Annotated in this window: 16 protein-coding genes; 4 read left to right on the plus strand and 12 right to left on the minus strand. The window is 67.7% G+C overall.

Annotated elements, in window-relative coordinates:
• Window positions 1-15: 15 nt before the first annotated feature.
• From recR to G0A00_RS15945, 4 genes are all read right to left on the minus strand, one after another.
• The gene (recR, locus tag G0A00_RS15930; RefSeq protein ID WP_164185201.1) at window positions 16-609 is read right to left on the minus strand and encodes a recombination mediator RecR; all 594 of its coding nucleotides are present in this window, start codon (window positions 607-609) and stop codon (window positions 16-18) included.
• Window positions 610-713: 104 nt separating this feature from the next.
• Window positions 714-1,058: a YbaB/EbfC family nucleoid-associated protein gene (locus tag G0A00_RS15935; protein ID WP_164185203.1), complete on the minus strand. Its 345-nt coding sequence runs from the start codon at window positions 1,056-1,058 to the stop codon at window positions 714-716.
• A 178-nt stretch (window positions 1,059-1,236) separates the two neighbouring features.
• Window positions 1,237-1,617 (minus strand): hypothetical protein, encoded by a 381-nt coding sequence (locus G0A00_RS15940; RefSeq protein ID WP_066108770.1) that lies wholly within the window; start codon window positions 1,615-1,617, stop codon window positions 1,237-1,239.
• 58 nt (window positions 1,618-1,675) lie between these two features.
• Window positions 1,676-3,475 (minus strand): DNA polymerase III subunit gamma/tau, encoded by a 1,800-nt coding sequence (locus G0A00_RS15945; protein ID WP_164185205.1) that lies wholly within the window; start codon window positions 3,473-3,475, stop codon window positions 1,676-1,678.
• 331 nt (window positions 3,476-3,806) lie between these two features.
• Here G0A00_RS15945 and G0A00_RS15950 point away from each other — a divergent pair, with 331 nt between their 5' ends.
• From G0A00_RS15950 to G0A00_RS15965, 4 genes are all read left to right on the plus strand, one after another.
• Window positions 3,807-5,330, plus strand: a complete 1,524-nt coding sequence (locus tag G0A00_RS15950) for an ankyrin repeat domain-containing protein (protein ID WP_164185217.1) — start codon at window positions 3,807-3,809, stop codon at window positions 5,328-5,330.
• Between the two features lie 115 nt (window positions 5,331-5,445).
• The gene (locus tag G0A00_RS15955) at window positions 5,446-6,291 is read left to right on the plus strand and encodes a neutral zinc metallopeptidase (protein WP_164185207.1); all 846 of its coding nucleotides are present in this window, start codon (window positions 5,446-5,448) and stop codon (window positions 6,289-6,291) included.
• Between the two features lie 4 nt (window positions 6,292-6,295).
• A complete protein-coding gene (locus G0A00_RS15960; RefSeq protein ID WP_164185209.1) occupies window positions 6,296-6,805 on the plus strand; it encodes a protein-tyrosine phosphatase family protein in 510 nt (169 codons plus the stop codon).
• Window positions 6,806-6,923: 118 nt separating this feature from the next.
• On the plus strand, window positions 6,924-7,805 hold the full coding sequence (locus G0A00_RS15965; RefSeq protein ID WP_164185211.1) for an alpha/beta hydrolase: 882 nt from the start codon (window positions 6,924-6,926) through the stop codon (window positions 7,803-7,805).
• 10 nt (window positions 7,806-7,815) lie between these two features.
• Here the strand turns inward: G0A00_RS15965 and G0A00_RS15970 are convergent, their stop codons facing one another.
• The 8 genes from G0A00_RS15970 to urtC form a co-directional block, all read right to left on the minus strand.
• Complete coding sequence (locus G0A00_RS15970; protein ID WP_164185213.1) at window positions 7,816-8,670, minus strand: hypothetical protein; 855 nt, start codon at window positions 8,668-8,670, stop codon at window positions 7,816-7,818.
• Window positions 8,671-8,813: 143 nt separating this feature from the next.
• Entirely contained in the window at window positions 8,814-9,839 is a 1,026-nt protein-coding gene (locus G0A00_RS15975; RefSeq protein ID WP_164185215.1) for an ABC transporter ATP-binding protein, read from the minus strand.
• A 60-nt stretch (window positions 9,840-9,899) separates the two neighbouring features.
• Window positions 9,900-11,120 (minus strand): carbohydrate ABC transporter permease, encoded by a 1,221-nt coding sequence (locus G0A00_RS15980; protein WP_164214214.1) that lies wholly within the window; start codon window positions 11,118-11,120, stop codon window positions 9,900-9,902.
• Window positions 11,121-11,220: 100 nt separating this feature from the next.
• Window positions 11,221-12,483: a carbohydrate ABC transporter permease gene (locus tag G0A00_RS15985; protein ID WP_235953328.1), complete on the minus strand. Its 1,263-nt coding sequence runs from the start codon at window positions 12,481-12,483 to the stop codon at window positions 11,221-11,223.
• A gap of 70 nt (window positions 12,484-12,553) precedes the next feature.
• Window positions 12,554-13,903, minus strand: coding sequence for an ABC transporter substrate-binding protein (locus G0A00_RS15990; RefSeq protein WP_164184999.1), 1,350 nt, complete (start codon window positions 13,901-13,903; stop codon window positions 12,554-12,556).
• Between the two features lie 255 nt (window positions 13,904-14,158).
• Window positions 14,159-14,854 carry an urea ABC transporter ATP-binding subunit UrtE gene (gene urtE / locus G0A00_RS15995; RefSeq protein ID WP_066108798.1) on the minus strand — a complete coding sequence of 232 codons (696 nt, stop codon included), beginning with the start codon at window positions 14,852-14,854 and terminating at the stop codon, window positions 14,159-14,161.
• Between the two features lie 46 nt (window positions 14,855-14,900).
• Window positions 14,901-15,641, minus strand: a complete 741-nt coding sequence (gene urtD, locus G0A00_RS16000) for an urea ABC transporter ATP-binding protein UrtD (RefSeq protein ID WP_164185001.1) — start codon at window positions 15,639-15,641, stop codon at window positions 14,901-14,903.
• On the minus strand, window positions 15,638-16,873 hold the full coding sequence (gene urtC, locus G0A00_RS16005) for an urea ABC transporter permease subunit UrtC (RefSeq protein WP_164185003.1): 1,236 nt from the start codon (window positions 16,871-16,873) through the stop codon (window positions 15,638-15,640). The genes urtD and urtC overlap by 4 nt, the downstream gene beginning before the upstream one ends.
• Window positions 16,874-17,128 lie beyond the last annotated feature (255 nt).

The following is a 17,128-nucleotide window of genomic DNA, read 5'->3' on the forward strand; positions in this document are numbered from 1 at the left end:
GGGCGGGGCAGGCGCTCAGAGCTTGCGACGGGCGTTGAGCGCTGCGGTGATCGTGCCGTCGTCGAGATAGTCGAGCTCGCCGCCGATCGGCACGCCCTGCGCCAGCGAGCTGAGCGCCACGCGGGTCTCAAGCTGGTCGGCGATGTAATGGGCGGTGGTCTGTCCATCGACGGTGGCGTTAAGCGCAAGGATCACCTCGGTGATCCCCTCGCTCTCCACCCGCGCCACCAGCTGCGGGATGCGCAACTCTTCGGGGCCGACGCGGTCGAGCGCCGAGAGCGTGCCGCCCAGCACGTGATAGCGCCCCTTGAAGCTGCCGCCGCGCTCCATGGCCCAAAGATCGCCCACGTCCTCGACCACGCAAAGCTGGCCGTTGCCGCGGCGCTCGTCGGCACAGATCGGGCAGATCTCTTCGGTGCCGACATTGCCGCAGTTGAGGCACTCGCGGGCGCTGGCGGCGACCCGGCTCATCAGCTCGGCCAGCGGCGTCAACTGCAGCTCGCGCTTGCGGATGAGATGCAGCACCGTGCGCCGCGCCGAACGCGGCCCGAGACCCGGCAGGCGGGCCATCATCTCGATCAACGCGTCGATCTCGCTGCGGTCGGGCATGGGGGAGGGACCTTCTGCACCGCGGCCCGCATCTGGGGAATCTCGCAGAGCGCCGTGCGGCGCTCCGCCTTGTCCGGCCAGACGAGGGGTCTGCGGCAGGCGTCTTAGAACGGCATCTTCATGTCGGCGGGCAGGCCCATCTCTTCGGTGAGCTTGCGCATCTCCTGCTCGGCGCGCTCTTGCGCCTTGGCCTGCGCGTCCTTGACGGCGGCAAGGATGAGGTCCTCGACCACTTCCTTGTCGTCGCTGTTGAAGATCGAGGGATCGATGTCGAGACCCTTGAGCTCGCCCTTGGCGGTGGCGGTCGCCTTGACGAGGCCCGCACCGGACTCGCCGGTGACCATCGTGGTGTGCAGGCCTTCCTGCAGCTCGGCCATCTTGCTCTGCATCTCCTGCGCGGCCTTCATCATCTTGGCCATATCGCCAAGACCGCCCAATCCTTTGAACATCTGATCTCTCCTGTCTGAGGCTTGGTTCTCTAGATACGGATGACACCGGCAGGCGACAAGGGCGGGGCGGGCGTATTTGCGGAACAATGAAGGGCGGGCGCGGGCCCAAGACGTCGCGCCGTGAGTATTTGCGGAAAGATGAAAGCATCTTGGCGCCCGGCGTGGCGGGCGCCGATCCTTACTTGCCGTCGCGGCCCGCGGCCTCGTCGAGCAGCCGGGTGAGCAGCAGCGCGGCGCCGCCGATCATCAGCGAACGGCCGAGCGAGTCGGTAACATTGGTGGGCGCGAAGGCGGCCACGTGATCGCGACTGGTGAGCGCCGCGCGGCGGGCCTTCGAGCGGCGCGGCAGGTCGCCGAACTGGCGCGGCTCGGGCACATGGCCGATGCGCGGCTTGGCCTTCAGCAGCGCCGCGCCAATCGCCAGCAGGCCACCGGCAAAGAGCATCGGGGCAAGGCGTTCGCGGCGGCTGGCGGGCAACGCGTCGTTCACGCGCGCGCGCAGGGCGGGCAGGCTGGCCTTATGGGCGAGATCGGTGGCTTTGCTGGTGTCGAAATTCATCGCGGGTCCTCCGGGTGTGACAAAGGTCAAACCCGGAAGCGCCGCGGATGTTCCCGGCTCAGTCTTCCTCGAAGGGATCCCATTCGTCCTCGACCTCGGGCAGCGCCTCGACGGCGGCCTGCTGCTGCTCGGCCTCCGGGGTGCGGATCTCGACGATCTTGGCCTTGGGGAAGGCGGCGATGGCGGCTTGCACCAGCGGGTGCTGCTCGGCCTCGGCGCGCAGCGCCAGCTCGGCGGCATCGCGTTTCTCGACGATGGTCGGCGTCTCGCAGCCATTGACCAGCGAGACCCCCCAGCGCGCGCCGGTGAAGCGCTGCAGCGCGGTGCCGAGGCGCTGCGCCAGATCGGGCGACGCCTTGGCGGCGGGGGTGAACTCGATGCGGCCCGGCTGATAGGCGGCAAGGCGCACGCCGCCCTCGACCTCGACCAGCAGCTTCACGTCGCGGTTGGCGCGGATCAGCTCGAGCACATGCTCGAAGGTGGGATAGCGGGCGAGCGCATTGTTCTGGGCCACGGCGGGTACGGCGTTGCCGTAGCTTGTGCCAGACATGGCACCCGACATTGCGCTGGGGCCGGAGGGGCCGGGATGGGTGGGCTGCACCGCGCTGCCATAGGCCTGCGTGCTGCCGCCCTGCGCCGGAGTGCCGCCCGCGGGCGCATGGGCATAGCCACCACCGCCGGGGCCCGGAGGCGGCGGCGTGTCTTGCAGCTTGCGCAGCAGTTCCTCGGGCGAGGGCAGCTCGGCCACATGGGTCAGCCGGATCACCGCCATCTCGGCGGCCATCATCGCGTTGGGCGCCTGCGCCACCTCTTCGAGCGCCTTCAGCAGCATCTGCCACATGCGGGTGAGCGGGCGCATCCCGAGGTTCTGCGCCAGCGCCGCGCCGCGGGCGCGCTCGTCGGGGCCGACGGTGGGATCCTCGGCGGCCTCGGGGGCGATCTTCACCACCGAGATCCAATGGGTCAGCTCCGCCAGATCGCGCAGCACCGCCATCGGGTCGGCGCCTTCGGCATATTGCTCGGACAGTTCGGTCAGCGCGCCCGGCGCGTCGCCATGCATGATCTTCTCGAAGAGATCCATCACGCGGCCACGGTCGGCGAGGCCGAGCATGGCGCGGACCTGATCGGCGGTGGTCTCGCCCGCGCCGTGGCTGATCGCCTGATCGAGCAGCGAGGTGGCGTCGCGCGCCGAGCCCTCGGCGGCACGGGTGATCAGCGCCAGCGCGTCATCGGTGATCTCGGCGCTTTCGCGGCTGGCGATCTTGCGCAGCAGGTCGATCATCACCTCGGGCTCGATGCGGCGCAGATCGAAACGCTGGCAGCGCGAGAGCACCGTCACCGGCACCTTGCGGATCTCGGTGGTGGCGAAGATGAATTTCACATGCGCGGGCGGCTCTTCCAGCGTCTTGAGCAGCGCGTTGAACGCGCTGTTCGAGAGCATGTGCACCTCGTCGATGATGTAAATCTTGTAGCGCGCCGAGGCCGCCCGGTAGTGCACGCTGTCGATGATCTCGCGGATGTCGCCGACGCCGGTGTTGGAGGCCGCGTCCATCTCCAGCACGTCCACATGGCGGCCTTCCATGATCGCGCGGCAATGCTCGCACTGGCCGCAGGGCTCGGTGGTGGGGCCGCCGGTGCCGTCGGGGCCGACGCAGTTCATGCCCTTGGCGATGATCCGGGCGGTGGTGGTCTTCCCGGTGCCGCGGATGCCGGTCATGATGAAGGCCTGCGCGATGCGGTCTGCCTTGAAGGCGTTCTTCAGGGTGCGCACCATGGCATCCTGCCCGACGAGATCGGCAAAGGTCTCGGGGCGGTACTTGCGGGCGAGAACCTGATACTTGGGGCTGTCGTCAGTCATGGAATCCGTGGCGCTCCTTCGGTCGCGGCCAAGGTAAGGCGGGGGAGGGAGGAGGTAAAGCGGGCCGTCAGAGATGGGCGCCCACAAGGCCGCGATCCGTCGGACCCGCGCCACAGTTCCTTGCACAGTCCTTTGCCACTCACACTTGCCGCCCGTAGTGCCCACTTCCCCAAACCCCACCGCTCTGCTATGACCACCGCAGGCCCGCCGGCAGGGGGCCGCCCGGTCCGCGGAAAGCGCCCGCACCTGCCTTTGCGAGCCGATCTCAAATCATTCGGTTTCACTCCTGCCCGGACCAGCGGACCATCGGGCGATGACGGAGGACACCGGCATGCTCTTTCCCGACCCCCTTTCTGGGCCGACCCCATCCATCGACGATCTGCGCCGCGAAGCGCGCCGCCTGCACAAATCCTATGAGGCGGGCGACCGCACCGCGCGCGAACGGTTGCGCGACGCACCGCCGCGCGGCGACGACCGGCTGCTCAAACGCGCCGATTTCCTGCAGGTCGTGGCGCGTGAGCGCGGCTTTGAAAGCTGGCCCAAGCTCAAGCTTGCGGCGGAAACGCAGGGGCTGGACCGCGCGGCGCGCATCCAGCGGCTGAAGATCGCGCTCTATCACGGGCAGATGCCGGTGGTGGAGTGGCTGTTGGCCGAGACGCCGGACCTTGCGAAGGGGCATTTCGGCCTGCTCTGCGCGCTGTGCGATCTGCCCTCTGTCGAGGCGGCTCTGGCGGCGCGTCCAGAGTTGGCGACTGCGCGCTTCGGTCCGCGCAGCGCGCTGCTGCATCTGGCCTTTTCACGCTGGCAGACGCGCCAGCCCGAGGCCAAGGGTGCCGCGCTGCAAATCGCCCGGCTGCTGGTCGCTCAGGGTGCCGATGTCAACGATGCCGAAGCGATGCCCGGCGGCGCACGCCACTCGGCGCTCTACGGGGCGCTCTGCCACGGGCGGAACATCGAACTGGCGCGCTGGCTGCTGGAGCAGGGGGCCTCGGCCAATGATGGCGAGTCGCTCTATCATTCGGTGGAGCCGGGGAGCGGCGAAGCGCTGGCGCTGCTGCTGGACCATGGTGCCGATCCTCGGGGCACAAACGCGCTGCTGCGGGCGCTGGATTTTCACGACTACGGGGCGGTGCAGCTGCTGCTTGCGCATGGGGCCGACCCGAATGACACCGCCGCTCCGATCCCGGCGCTGCACCACGCCGCGCGGCGCGGCTGCGACCGCCGGATGATCGATCTGCTGCTGGAAGCGGGGGCCGATCCGGCGCGCGAGTGGCGCTGGAGCACGCCCTATGCCTATGCGCGGGTGATGGGCTGCGCGCCCTTGGCCGAGGCGCTGGAGGCGCGCGGGCTGCAAAGGCCGCTGTCTCGCGAAGAGGCGTTGATGGCCGAGGCGGCGCAGGGGCGCGCCACCCCCGGTGCCTTCATCGACCCCGCGGCGCTGCCGCCCGCCTATGACGGGCTGATGCGCGATCTGGCGGACCGTCCGGAGCGGCTGGGACAGATCAAGGCGCTGGTGGCGCTTGGCCTGCCCTATGACGCGCCGGATGCGCTGGATGGTGTGCCGCCGGTGCAGGCCGCGGCTTGGGGCGGTCATCCCGAGTTGCTTGGCTATTTCCTGTCGCTGCGGCCCGACCTCGGCCATGTGAACCACCACGGCGGCACGCTGCTCGGCGCGCTGCTACATGGTGCAGACCATGCGCCGGAAGGGTCGGGACGGGATCACCTTGCCTGCCTGATGCTGCTGCTGGACCATGGCGTCGCGCTGCCGCGCAAGGCGCTGGCGATGGTTGGGCGGAGCGATCTGGCCGCGGCGCTGGCCGCATGGGCCGAGGCGCATCCCGGGCAGCTCGTCTGAGCTGAAAGGGGCGGCCCTTAGGGCTCGCCATATGCGGGAAATTTGTTCCCTAAAGCCCCGGCAGCGCCTATCATCGGCGCTGCCGGCAGGCATTTTTCATACAAGGAATTTTATCATGCGACTGAGAGGTGTGCGCCGCAGCAGCAATGTCGAAGACCGCCGCCGGTCCGGTGGTGGGCGTGTTGCCGTAGGCGGCGGGCTTGGCGGTATTGCGCTGCTCGTGGTTCTGGCGATCGGCTATTTCGCCGGTGTCGACGTCACGCCGCTGCTCAACGACAGCACGATGCAGACCTCGTCCGAGCCGCGCGAACTTACGCCGCAGGAACAGCTGGCCGGGGAGTTTGCCGCGCAGGTGCTCGCCACCACCGAGCAGGTCTGGGGACAGGTTCTGCCCGAGCAGGCGGGGATCGACTATCGCCCGCCGGTGCTGGTGCTGTTCTCGGGCCAGACCGCCTCGCCCTGCGGCGGTGCGAGCGGGGCCACCGGGCCGTTCTACTGCCCGCTGGATCAGCAGGCCTATCTCGACACCGAGTTCTTTGCCACGATGGAACAGCGGCTTGGTGCCGAGGGCGATTTCGCCGCCGCCTATGTGATCGCCCATGAGGTGGCGCACCACGTGCAGAACCTTCTGGGGATCCTGCCCGAGGTCGAAAAGCTGCGCCAGCGGGCCAGTGAGGTGCAGGCCAACGCGCTGACCGTGCGGCTGGAGTTGCAGGCCGACTGCCTGTCGGGGGTTTGGGGTAGCCATGTGGACGGCATCCTCGAGCCGGGCGATGTGGAAGAGGCGCTCAACGCCGCGCGGATGATCGGCGACGACCTGTTGCAGAAGCGCGCCGGGCGGGTGCCGCAGCCGCATACGTTCACCCATGGCACCAGCGCGCAGCGCTCGGGCTGGTTCGCGCGTGGCTATGAGGCCGGGAACATCGCGGCCTGCGACACATTCTCGAGCGATGACATCTGAGCCGATGATCATCTACGCGCTCCCGGTCTCGGAGGGCATCCTTGCCATCTCGCCGATGCCGGGGGCGGGGGGCGATTTGCCGGGGGATGTGGAGCATGTGACCGAATGGCGCCCGGCGATGGTGATCACCCTCGTCACCGAGGCCGAACTGCAGGCCGCAGGCGCGGGCCTGCTCGGCACGCAGGTGCAGGATCACGGCACGCGCTGGGTGCATCTGCCGATCCCCGACTTCGGCACGCCGCCCGAGGGCATGCGCGCCCGCTGGCCAGAGGTCAGCGCGCAGGTGCTGCGGGCGCTCGCGGGGGGCGGGCGCGTGCTGGTGCATTGCCGCGGCGGCTGCGGGCGTTCGGGGATGGTGGCGCTGCGCCTGATGATCGAGGCGGGTGAGGCCCCGGACGAGGCGCTGGCGCGGCTGCGCCACCTACGGCCCTGCGCGGTGGAGACCGAGGCGCAGATGGACTGGGCCATGCAGGCGCCGCGCGGCGCCGCGCTCTTCCTGCGCCATATGGACTGAAGCCCAAGCGCGCCGCTGCGCCAGCGCATTGCAACGCCGTGCGCGCCCGGCTACATCGCAGTCTCAGGAGCCAGCCCACGCCAGCCCGACCCTTCCCGGATCGTTCAGGAGATGGCGCATGGACCTCAGCCGCAGACGCTTTACCACATCATTGACCGCCCTTGCGGGGCTCGCAGCGACACCCGCGCTGGCGCAGCGGCGGCAGCCGCCGGTCAGCTTTCCGCTTTTCGACGCGCCGCCAAGCAGCCACGCGCTTGCACACTTCGACGTCACCGCCGACGGGCTGGGCTATCGCCTGTTCCTCGCAACGCCGCGCGGCGCGCCGCCCTCGGGTGGCTGGCCCTCGCTGTGGATGCTCGACGGCAACGCCGCCTTCAGCCGCCTCAGCACGGCGCAGCTGACAGCGCATCCGGGGCTGGCGGTGGTGGGCATCGGATATCCCATCGAAGAAGGTTTCGACGGCGCGGCGCGCGCCCGGGATTACACGCCCACACCGCTCGAGACGCCAAAACATGGCCGGGGGCGGGACTGGGAGTTCGGCGGGCAGGCGGCGTTCCGCGCCCGCCTGCTGGGACCGCTGACCGCGGCTCTTGCAACGCATGCCCCGCTAGACCCGGCGCGGCGTTGTCTGTGGGGGCACTCCTATGGCGGTGTTTTCGCGCTGGCGACGCTCCTGTCCGCGCCCGGGGCCTTCCGCGCCTACATGCCGATCAGCCCGTCCACCGGCTTCGGCGGAGGCGCGTTGCAGGCGATGGCAGCCGAGGCACCGCAGCTGGAGCATGGCAAGGCGGAGGTTCTGATGATGCTCGGCGACAATGAACACCGCTCGGGAACGCCCGACCTGCCCGAGCCGCGGCCCAATCCCGACACGATGGCGATGGCCGAGCGGCTGGCGCAGCGGCCCGACCTGCACGTGCAACTGGAAGTGCTGAAAGGGCTGGGCCACGGCGCGACCTTCGCGGCGTCCTTCCCGCGCTGTTTCGCGCTGGCGGAGGCGTGAGCGGTCTTGCTCAGGGAAAGACCAGATACCCTCCGCGCCCGCCGTCGAGCGTGAAGCTGGCGCTGCTGCCGGTGCCTTCCTCGGGCGTGGCGAAGAGCGCGTTGCCCTGCGCCCCGTCGGTGCAGGCAAGCGCCGAGCCCATGCTCGGGAAGATCGCGGGCGGGCCGTCGAGTTGGCCGAGACAGGTGACGCGGGTCTCGGGCAGGGTCAGCAGCAGCACGTAATTCTCGCCGTCGGAGCTGAGCACCTGCGCCAAGGCCGCGCCGCCGCCGTTCATCTCGCCCACGCCCTGCAAGGCCTGGCCGGGCGCGGTATTCGGCGTCGCCACGGGGGCGCGCTCGACCATGGGCGGCTGCGTGACGCGGGAGGCGGTGGCGGGCGGCGCGCTGACCACCGGCGCGCTAACGACTGGCGCGCTGACCACTGGCGCACCGGGAGAGTTGCGGATCTGCCGGGTTCCGGCTGGGCTGTCCCGCTCGATGCTCATCACCGGCTCGCGCACCGATCCAGCGGCGCCGGGCAGGTTGGCGCCAAGATCGAGCGACAGCCCGAAGCTCCCACCATAGGCTGGGCCGTAGCCGCCGCCGGACCATCCGGGCCATCCGGGGCGCCGCGGCCAGTCGGGTCGGCCTGGACGATGGGGCCGGTCCGGGGCCCAGCCGGGACGCCGATCGGGGCGCAAGTCGGGGCGTGAGGGCCAGCGGAAAGGCCGCTCGGCGCTTTGCGCGGCGTCGATGTTCTGCGGCGAGACCTGCGCCGCCACGGGTGCAGCGACGCCGGGCAGCAGCGGCAGGGTCAGCAGGGCAACAAGGCAGGCGATCCGGTGCATCGGCGCGGCTTTCGGCTGGAATGGCTCTTTGCTCACAATGACATGGAAGGCGCGGTCGTGGAAGGGGAGGGCCTGCGCACCCCCTCCATGGCACTGCGTGGCCAAAGGGTGGGGGCGCTGCCCCCGCCGCGCGATGCGCGACTCCCCCGGCGTATTTTGAAAGAGAAGAAGCGGGCGGCTCAGCGCAGGGCGAGGCCTGCGGTGTCGAAGGCGTGGATCTGCGCGGGATCGAAGGCGAGGCCGCAGCGCGCGCCGGGGGCGAGGCCGGTGTCGCCCTGCGCCCGCACCGTCACCTTGCCCGCCTCGCCGCAGTCGGCGATCACATAGGTGTCGGCGCCGAGGTATTCGAGCACGTCCACCGTGCCGTCGATCTGTCCGCTGCCGGGCTCGGTCAGGGTGATATGCTCGGGGCGGATGCCGATCTGCTCGGCGCCAGCAGGCATCGGCGCGGCGAGGCGCAGCCCAGGCGTCGTCGCGGCAAAGACGTTCATCTTCGGCGAGCCGATGAACTGCGCCACGAAGAGATTGCCGGGCCGCTCGTAAAGCTCGCGCGGGCTGCCGACCTGACTGACCCGGCCCCCTTCCAGCACCACGATGCGGTCGGCCAGCGTCATCGCCTCGACCTGATCATGGGTGACATAGATCATCGTCGAGCCGAGCGCCTGATGCAGTTTGGCGATCTCATAGCGCATCTCGACCCGCAGCGCGGCGTCGAGGTTCGACAGCGGCTCGTCAAAGAGGAAAGCGGTGGGGTCGCGCACGATCGAGCGGCCGATGGCGACACGCTGGCGCTGGCCGCCCGAGAGGTCCTTGGGGCGCCGCTCCAGCAGCGGTTCCAGCTTCAGCACCCGTGCCGCCTCATCGACCTTGGCGGTGATCTCGTCCTTGCTGGCGCCCGCGGCCTTGAGCGAGAAGCCCATGTTCTCGCGCACCGACATATGCGGGTAGAGCGCGTAGCTCTGGAACACCATCGCCAGCCCGCGCTGCGCCGGTGGCTCGGCGGTGGCGTCGCGTCCGCCGATGACGATCTGCCCGCGCGAGGTTTCCTCGAGCCCGGCGATCATCCGCAGCAGGGTGGATTTTCCGCAGCCCGAGGGGCCGACGAAGATGATGAATTCGCCCTCGTCGATGGCAAGGTCGACGCCCTTGATCACCTGCGCGTCGCCGTACCATTTCTCGACGGAGTTCAGCTCGATCCCAGCCATGTCAGTCCTTTCCAAACCTGCGCGCGGGCGATGCTGCCGCGCCTGCGCCCTGCGGCGCGATCATCCTTTCACCGACCCGGCGGTGAGCCCCTTGGTCATGAAACGCTCGAGCCCGAGGAACAGCACCATTATCGGCACGGTGGCGATCACCGAGCCCGCCATCAGATGCTGGCGCGGCACCTCGGACGAGTTCAGCGAGGCGATGCCACGGGTCAGGGTGAATTTGTTCGGGTCATCGAGCAGCATGAAGGCCAGCAGGAACTCGTTCCATGCGATCATGAAGACATAGAGCGACACCGAGGCCAGCGCCGGCAGCGACAGCGGCAGGGTGATCTTCCAGATCACCTTGAGCCGCGACAGCCCGTCCATCAGCCCGGCCTCCTCGACCTCCGAGGGCAGGCCGCGGAAGTAGCCCTGCAGCATGTAGAGCGCCACGGGGATGGTGGTGACCGGGTAGATCAGCACGATGCCAAAGATGGTGTTGCGCAGGCCGGTCATCGAGAAGGCGATGTAGATCGGCAGCGCCAGCACGATCATCGGCACCATGTAGATCAGCAGGATCGAGCGCGAGAACAGCTTTTGCCCGCGGAAGCGCAGCCGCGCCACGGCATAGGCACCGGGGATGGCGAAGGCGAGCGTGATCAGCACCGTCAGCACCGAGACGTAGAAAGACGTCCAGAGATACGAGCCGAAATTATAGTCGCGCATCAGTTCGACGTAAGACCGGAAGAGGCCCCAGCCCTGGCTCAGGTCCAGTGAGAAATCGAGCGGGTTCTGCACCAGCGCGGCTTGGTTCTTCAGCGAGGTCATCACCATCACGTAGAACGGGATGAGCACGATCGCGGTGAAGAAGATATAGCCAAAGCCGGTGAGGAACCGGATCACCGCCGCCTCAAAGACATGGCGGGTGAGCGCGCCCTCGGGCGTCCTGTCGAGGATCTTCCACAGCCCCAGCGCGGTAAAAAGAACCGCCGCCAAGAGCCCGGTCCAGCGCGCCGCGACCGAGGCCTCTGGCGCGATGGCGAGCGGCGCCAGCCCGGTCAGCGCCGCCAGCGCCAGCATCGCCGCGCCGAGCGCCGCGGGCAGCACGGGCCGCGCCACGCCGCCCCAGCGCAGACAGGCCAGCCCCATCAGCGCCCCCAGCGGCAGCGAAAGCCAGACCGGGCGGAACCCGGCGCCGGTGGCAAAGCTCATGGCGACCGCCACGGTGGTGGCGATGACGAAGCACCAGAGCGCTCCCAGCACGGGCCCGGTGACATATCCAAAGCGCATCGCGTTCATGGCGTCCCCCTGCTTCGTCTAGAGAAAAATATCCCGGGGGTCCGGGGGCTGGCCCCCGGTCCGGCGCTGTTCACACGCGGAATTATTGGGAATGCAGACATCACAGCCCCTCCTCCCGGCTCATCACGCGGAAGAAGAACAGCGAGAAGAGGATCAGCGACAGGAAGATCACCACCGCCACCGCAGCCCCCGCGCCGATGTTCGACAGGGCAAAGGCCTGCTCGTAGACGTTGACCGTCAGCACCCGCGTCCCGGCGTTGCCGCCGGTCAGCAGGAAGATGTCGTCGAACTTGTTGAAGGTCCAGATGAAGCGCAGCAGGAACAGCACCGACAGGATGCCCAGAAGCTGCGGCAGCGACAGGTAGCGGAACTTCTGGAAGGGGGAGGCGCCGTCCATATCGGCGGCCTCATACATGTCGGTGTCGATCGACTGCATCCGCGCGAGGATGAAGAGGAACGACAGCGGGAAGTAGCGCCAGATCTCGAAGAGCGTCACCATGATCAGCGCCAAGGGCCGCTCGCCGAAGAAGTTGATCGCCTGCGAGGTCACGCCCATCTGCATCAAAAGCGCATTGGCCGAGCCCGAGTAAGGGTCGAACAGCAGGATCCACGCGAAGGCCACGGCGATCACCGGGGCGACATAGGGAAAGAGATAGAGCCCGCGCAGGATGCCTTGCCCGCGAAAGCTCTTGTCGAGCAACATCGCCGCGAAAAGCCCGAGGATCAGCGCGCCGGCGGTGCCGAAGACGGTGTAGAAAAGCGTGACGCCAAGCACCGACCAGAACTCCGAGCCTTGGAAGATGCGGGCGAAGTTTTCCAGCGTGAAGCTGGAGAAGGAGGTCAGCACGTTGTTCGCGCGGCCGGTGATGACGGGCTCGCTGGCTTCCACGTCGGGTCCGTCGAAATAGCTGGGCTCGGCAGCGACGGGAATGCGGATCTGATCGCGGAAGCCGCCCTCCCAGTCGCCAAGATCACAGGTCAGCGTGCTGCCCTCGAGCGTGCAGCGCGGGTCCATCTCGGTGGCACTCAGACCTTCGGGCCATGTGTCCGTCAGCGTGACGCCGGTGATCGCCTGATCCTGCGAGGAGTTGCGCAGCCGGTAGCGCAGGTAGGCGTCCGGATCGCCCTCGTCGAGGTCGCCGCGGATATCCTCGCGCACCACCGGCGCGGGCGGGCGCAATTCGGCAAGGCCGATGGGTTTGAAGGCGATCCAGAACACCGCAAGCAGCGGCAGGATGACCACCAGCGCCACGGCAGCGAGCGTCGGGAACAGCAGGCCCCAGGCCAGCCGCGCCTCGCGGCGGGCGAGGGGGCCCATGCCCTTGGGCGGGCGGGCCATGTCAGGTGGAACGGGTTCCGTCATGGCACCCTCCGGTCTTGCACGTCGGAAAAGGAAGCGGGGCGCCGGAAGGGCGCCCCGCCATGTGGGATGCTTACTGGATCGCGCTCAGCTCGTCGTTGAGCTGGCTGACCGCCTCTGCGGCGTCGATCTCATCGTCGATATAGGCGCGGACCACGCGGTTCACCGCTTGGCTGTTGACCATCTTCGAGGCCAGCGCCATCTGGCCCACATCGGCCCCCCAGCGCTGCGCCACGTCGAGACCGGCCACCAGCTCGTCCACCGTCTCTTCGCCGTAGAGATCGACAAGCGAGGCCTGACGGTCGACGCCGACGGGCAGTTTGGACCATTCGGTGACGAACATCTCGGGTTCTTCGTCGGTGCCGCGCCGGACGGGGAATTTGCCCTCGGGCGCGATGGCCAGCGTGTCGAGATAGCCCGCGTCCATCGAGAATTTGACGAACTCCTCGGCGACATCGGTGTTGGCATCGCCGGTCACGCCAAGGAAGTTCAGCTCGGCAAAGGCGGCGCCATCGGGGTTCGAGGGGCCCGAGAAGTTGGTGACGATGCCGGTCTTGCCAGCAAGCTCCGCCGAGGTCGGATCATCGGTGATCGTCGGCGGCGCGCTGTCGCGCAGGCCCGCAAGCTCGTCGAGGATGAAGGGCGACCAGATGGTCATCGCGGTGTTGCCCGAGAAATAGATCGTGCGGGCCTGATCCCAGTAGAGATCCCCCGGCGGCGAGGCCTTGGCGATCGCCTTGTAGAAATCCAGAACTTCGGTGGTTGCCGCTTCATCAAGCTCGGCAAAGCCGTCAGGGCCCACCGGAGAGATGCCATTGGCAAGGAAGACATGTTCCAGCACCTGGCTCATGAAGGCCTCGTCGACCTTGGTGGCGGCGACGAAACCGTACATCTCGGGCGGGTTGTGCAGCTTTTCGATCGCCGCTTCCACTGCTGCATAGCTGGTCGGCGGCTCGAGCCCGGCCTCTTCGAAGAGGTCCTTGCGGTAGATGATCATCTGCGTCCAGCCGTCGGCGGGGACCGAGGCGAAACCGCCGTCGAACTCGGCCATCTGCAGCGCGCCGGGGGCGAAGGTGGCACCGCCCAGTTCCTCGATGATGTCAGTGGCGGCGTCGGGATCGAGAATGCCCGCCTCGGCCCAGGGCAGGGCGTAGGACAGCGGGTGGTAGATCACATCGGGCATGTCACCGGCGGCATAGGCGGCGGTGGCGCGGGTGCCCATCTCGCTTTCGGTGACCGGGATGACCTCGACCTCATGGCCGGTCTCTTCGGTGAAGGCCTTTGCCATGGCTTCCTGCTTGGCAAGGCGTTCGGGCTGTTCTTCGATGGTCCAGAACCGGATCGTGTCGGCCTGTGCCATTCCGGCGGTCAGCACCATCGCCAAAGCGGTGCCGCCGAGAATCCGGCGTTTGATGGATGTCATGGTGTCCTCCTGTTGTCGGTTTTTAACCCGCGGGCAGAAGGGGCGGCCCGAAAAAGTGAGCCGGGTGCATGGTTTGCAATCTTTGGGAGAGCCGTTCGCGCGCAATCGCGCCGCGGTGCAGCAGATGCTCCTCCCTCAAAAACCCCTTCACCAACGTATGCATGTCAACAATCTCCTGCCCGGAGACTTGGCGCTCAAAGCGCTTTAGGCAAGGAAAAAAGACGCCGCAACGCAGCAACTTAGGGGGGTTTTGGGTCAGATAGAGACTTTTTCGAGCAATGCCTCGCGATCGATCTCGCCGGACTGTCCAGAGAGCGACACTTCTCCCCGGGTGACCGCATAGAAACTGTCGGCCAGCCCCCAGGTGAAATCGAAATACTGCTCGACCAGAACCACCGCCATGTCGCCCTGATCGCGCAGCTGCGCGATGACGCGGCCGATCTGCTGGATGATATTGGGCTGGATGCCCTCGGTCGGCTCGTCAAGCAGCAGCACGCGGGGCCGGGTGATCAGCGCGCGGGCGATGGCGAGCTGCTGCTGCTGGCCGCCCGACAGATCGCCGCCGCGCCGCTGCAGGAAGTCCTTGAGGATCGGGAACAGCTCGAAGATATGCGCCGGCACGCCGCGCTCGGAGCGGTCGAGACAGGCAAAGCCCGACTCGAGGTTCTCCTGCACGGTCATCAGCGGGAAGATCTCGCGCCCCTGCGGCACATAGGCGATGCCCGCGCGCGCTGCCTGATAGGCGTTGAGGTGATCGAGCGGCTTGCCGTCGAGGCTGATCGCGCCGCCCGAGTAGGGGTGGCGCCCGGCGATGGCCTTCAGCAGCGAGGTTTTGCCCACGCCATTGGTGCCCATCACCGCCGTGACCTTGCCCGGCTCTGCCGCGAGGCTGATGCCGTGGAGGATCTGGCTCTGCCCGTAATGCAGGGTGAGGTTGTCGACTTTCAGCATGGCATCTCGCTCCATCCGCAAATCTCTCGCAGGTCTGCGAGCGTCTTCATCGTCCCAGATAGACGTCGATGACGTCCTGATTGGCGGTCACATGGTCCAGCGAGCCCTCGGCCAGCACCGAGCCTTCACACAGCACCGTCACCTTGCAATCCAGCCGCCGCACGAATTCCATGTCGTGCTCGACCACCACCACCGCGTGTTTCAGCGCGGCGCGGCGCAGCAGGTCGGTGGTGTGCTCGCGCTCGGCGGGGGTCATCCCCGCCGCAGGCTCGTCGACCAGCAGCAGCCGCGGGTCCTGCGCCAGCAGCATGCCGATCTCGAGCCATTGTTTCTGTCCGTGGCTGAGCTCGCCCGAGACCCGGCCAAGCTGGTCGGTGAGGCCGATCTCCTCGGCGATGCTCTCGATCCGCTCCGCCCCGGCTCTGGTCTTGCTGTAGAACAGCACATCGAAGGGCCCGCGCTTGTTTTTGAGCGCCATGGCGAGGTTCTCGCGCACGGTCTGCGCCTCGAACACCGTCGGCTTCTGGAACTTCCGCCCCACGCCCGAGCGGGCGATCTGGCTTTCGCTCATCTTCAGCAGCGAGACGGATTTCTCGCCCCAGAGCACGCGGCCCTCGTCGGGGCGGGTCTTGCCGGTGATGATGTCCATGAAGGTGGTCTTGCCAGCACCATTGGGGCCGATGATGGCGCGCAGTTCCGGCTCGCCGATGCGGAAGCTGAGGTTGTTGATCGCCTTGAAGCCGTCGAAGCTGACGGAGACGCCGGACATCTCGAGCAGGGTCTTCATTTCTCTTCCTCCCCCTCGACGGTGCGGTGCGCGCCCATGTCGGGGCCGAAGTCGCCGACCCGCTCGGGCACCGGATGGCGGCGGGTGAACAGGTCGAACAGCCCGCCGATGCCCTTGGGCGCCAGCAGCGTAACCGCCACGAAGCTGAGCCCCAGCAGCACCAGCCACCAGTCGGTCCAGTTGATCGTGTAGAAGCCAAGATTGATGTTGGGCGCGCCGCCGCCGGTGAACCAGCTCGACAGCAGCGAAACCACAGCCGCGCCAAGCGCCGCGCCATAGAGCCGCCCGCGCCCGCCGATGGCGACCCAGACCGCGAGGTAGATCGAGGCGATGGGGGCGATCTCGGCGGGGTTGATGATGCCCGCCTGCGGATAATAGATCGCGCCCGCGAGGCCCGAGACGATGCCGGTCAGGGTGAAGATGAAGAGCTTGTAGCTCTCCACATGGTAGCCGAGGAAGCGCACCCGGTTCTCATTGTCGCGAATGCCGCGGATGACCGAACCCATCTTGCCCGAGACCACCCAGGCAAAGAGCAGATAGCCAAACCCGAGCGCCGCCGCCGAGGCCCAGAAGAACCAGATCGAGATGGTCGACTGCGGCACCGCGTCGAGCCCCGGCAGGTTCTGCAGGCCCGAAAGCCCGTTGTTGCCGCGCAGCCCGGCCTCGTTCTGGAAGAGATAAAGCGACAGCGCCAGCGTCATCGCCTGCGTCAGGATCGATAGGTAAACCCCGGTGACCCGACTGCGGAACGCCAGCCAGCCAAAGACCAGCGCCAGCACGCCCGGCACCAGCACCACGAGCAGCAGCTGCAGCGTCAGACTATGGGCAAAGCCCCAGAGCCATGGGAAATCGGCGCTGCCGACCACGCCGAAAATCTGCTGGCCGATGGCGTCGTGGATCTCTTCGGGGGTGGGCGGGATCGGCGCGGCGCGCAGGCTTTCGGCGATGATCAGCTCGGTGCGGGCGTACATCAGCCACATGCCGATCATGTAGCCGCCGAGGCCGAAGAAGGCCATGTGCCCAAGGCTGAGGATGCCGGTGTAGCCCCAGACCACATCCATCGCCACGGCGACGAGCATCAGGCACAGCGTCTTGCCCAGCGTCTTGACGAAAGAGGTCGAGAGGAACCCGGTGCCGGTCACAGGTGCCAGCACGGTCACCAGCACAACGAACAGCGCGAGGGCCAGCAGGAACCATGCAACGGATTTGTTCTGCGCGAAGAAGCTGGTCATGCGAAGGCTCCCTTGGTCGCGAGGGCGAGGGGGCTCTGCCCACTGTCCCCTATTTGGAGGCTCCGCCCGCCGTTCCCCATTTGGGGGCTCCGCCCGCCGTTCCTGATTTGGGGGCTCTGCCCCCGCGCCGCTGCGCGGCTCCCCCCCGGGATATTTTCGCCAAGAGGAAGAGCAGGGCGCATGTGGGCTTTCATTGTTCCGCAAATACGCCCGCCGGAGGCGGCCCGGCGCTGGCCAGAGGTGAGACAGCTGTAA

Source organism: Salipiger sp. PrR002 (assembly GCF_010500775.1).
Lineage (GTDB): Bacteria > Pseudomonadota > Alphaproteobacteria > Rhodobacterales > Rhodobacteraceae > Salipiger.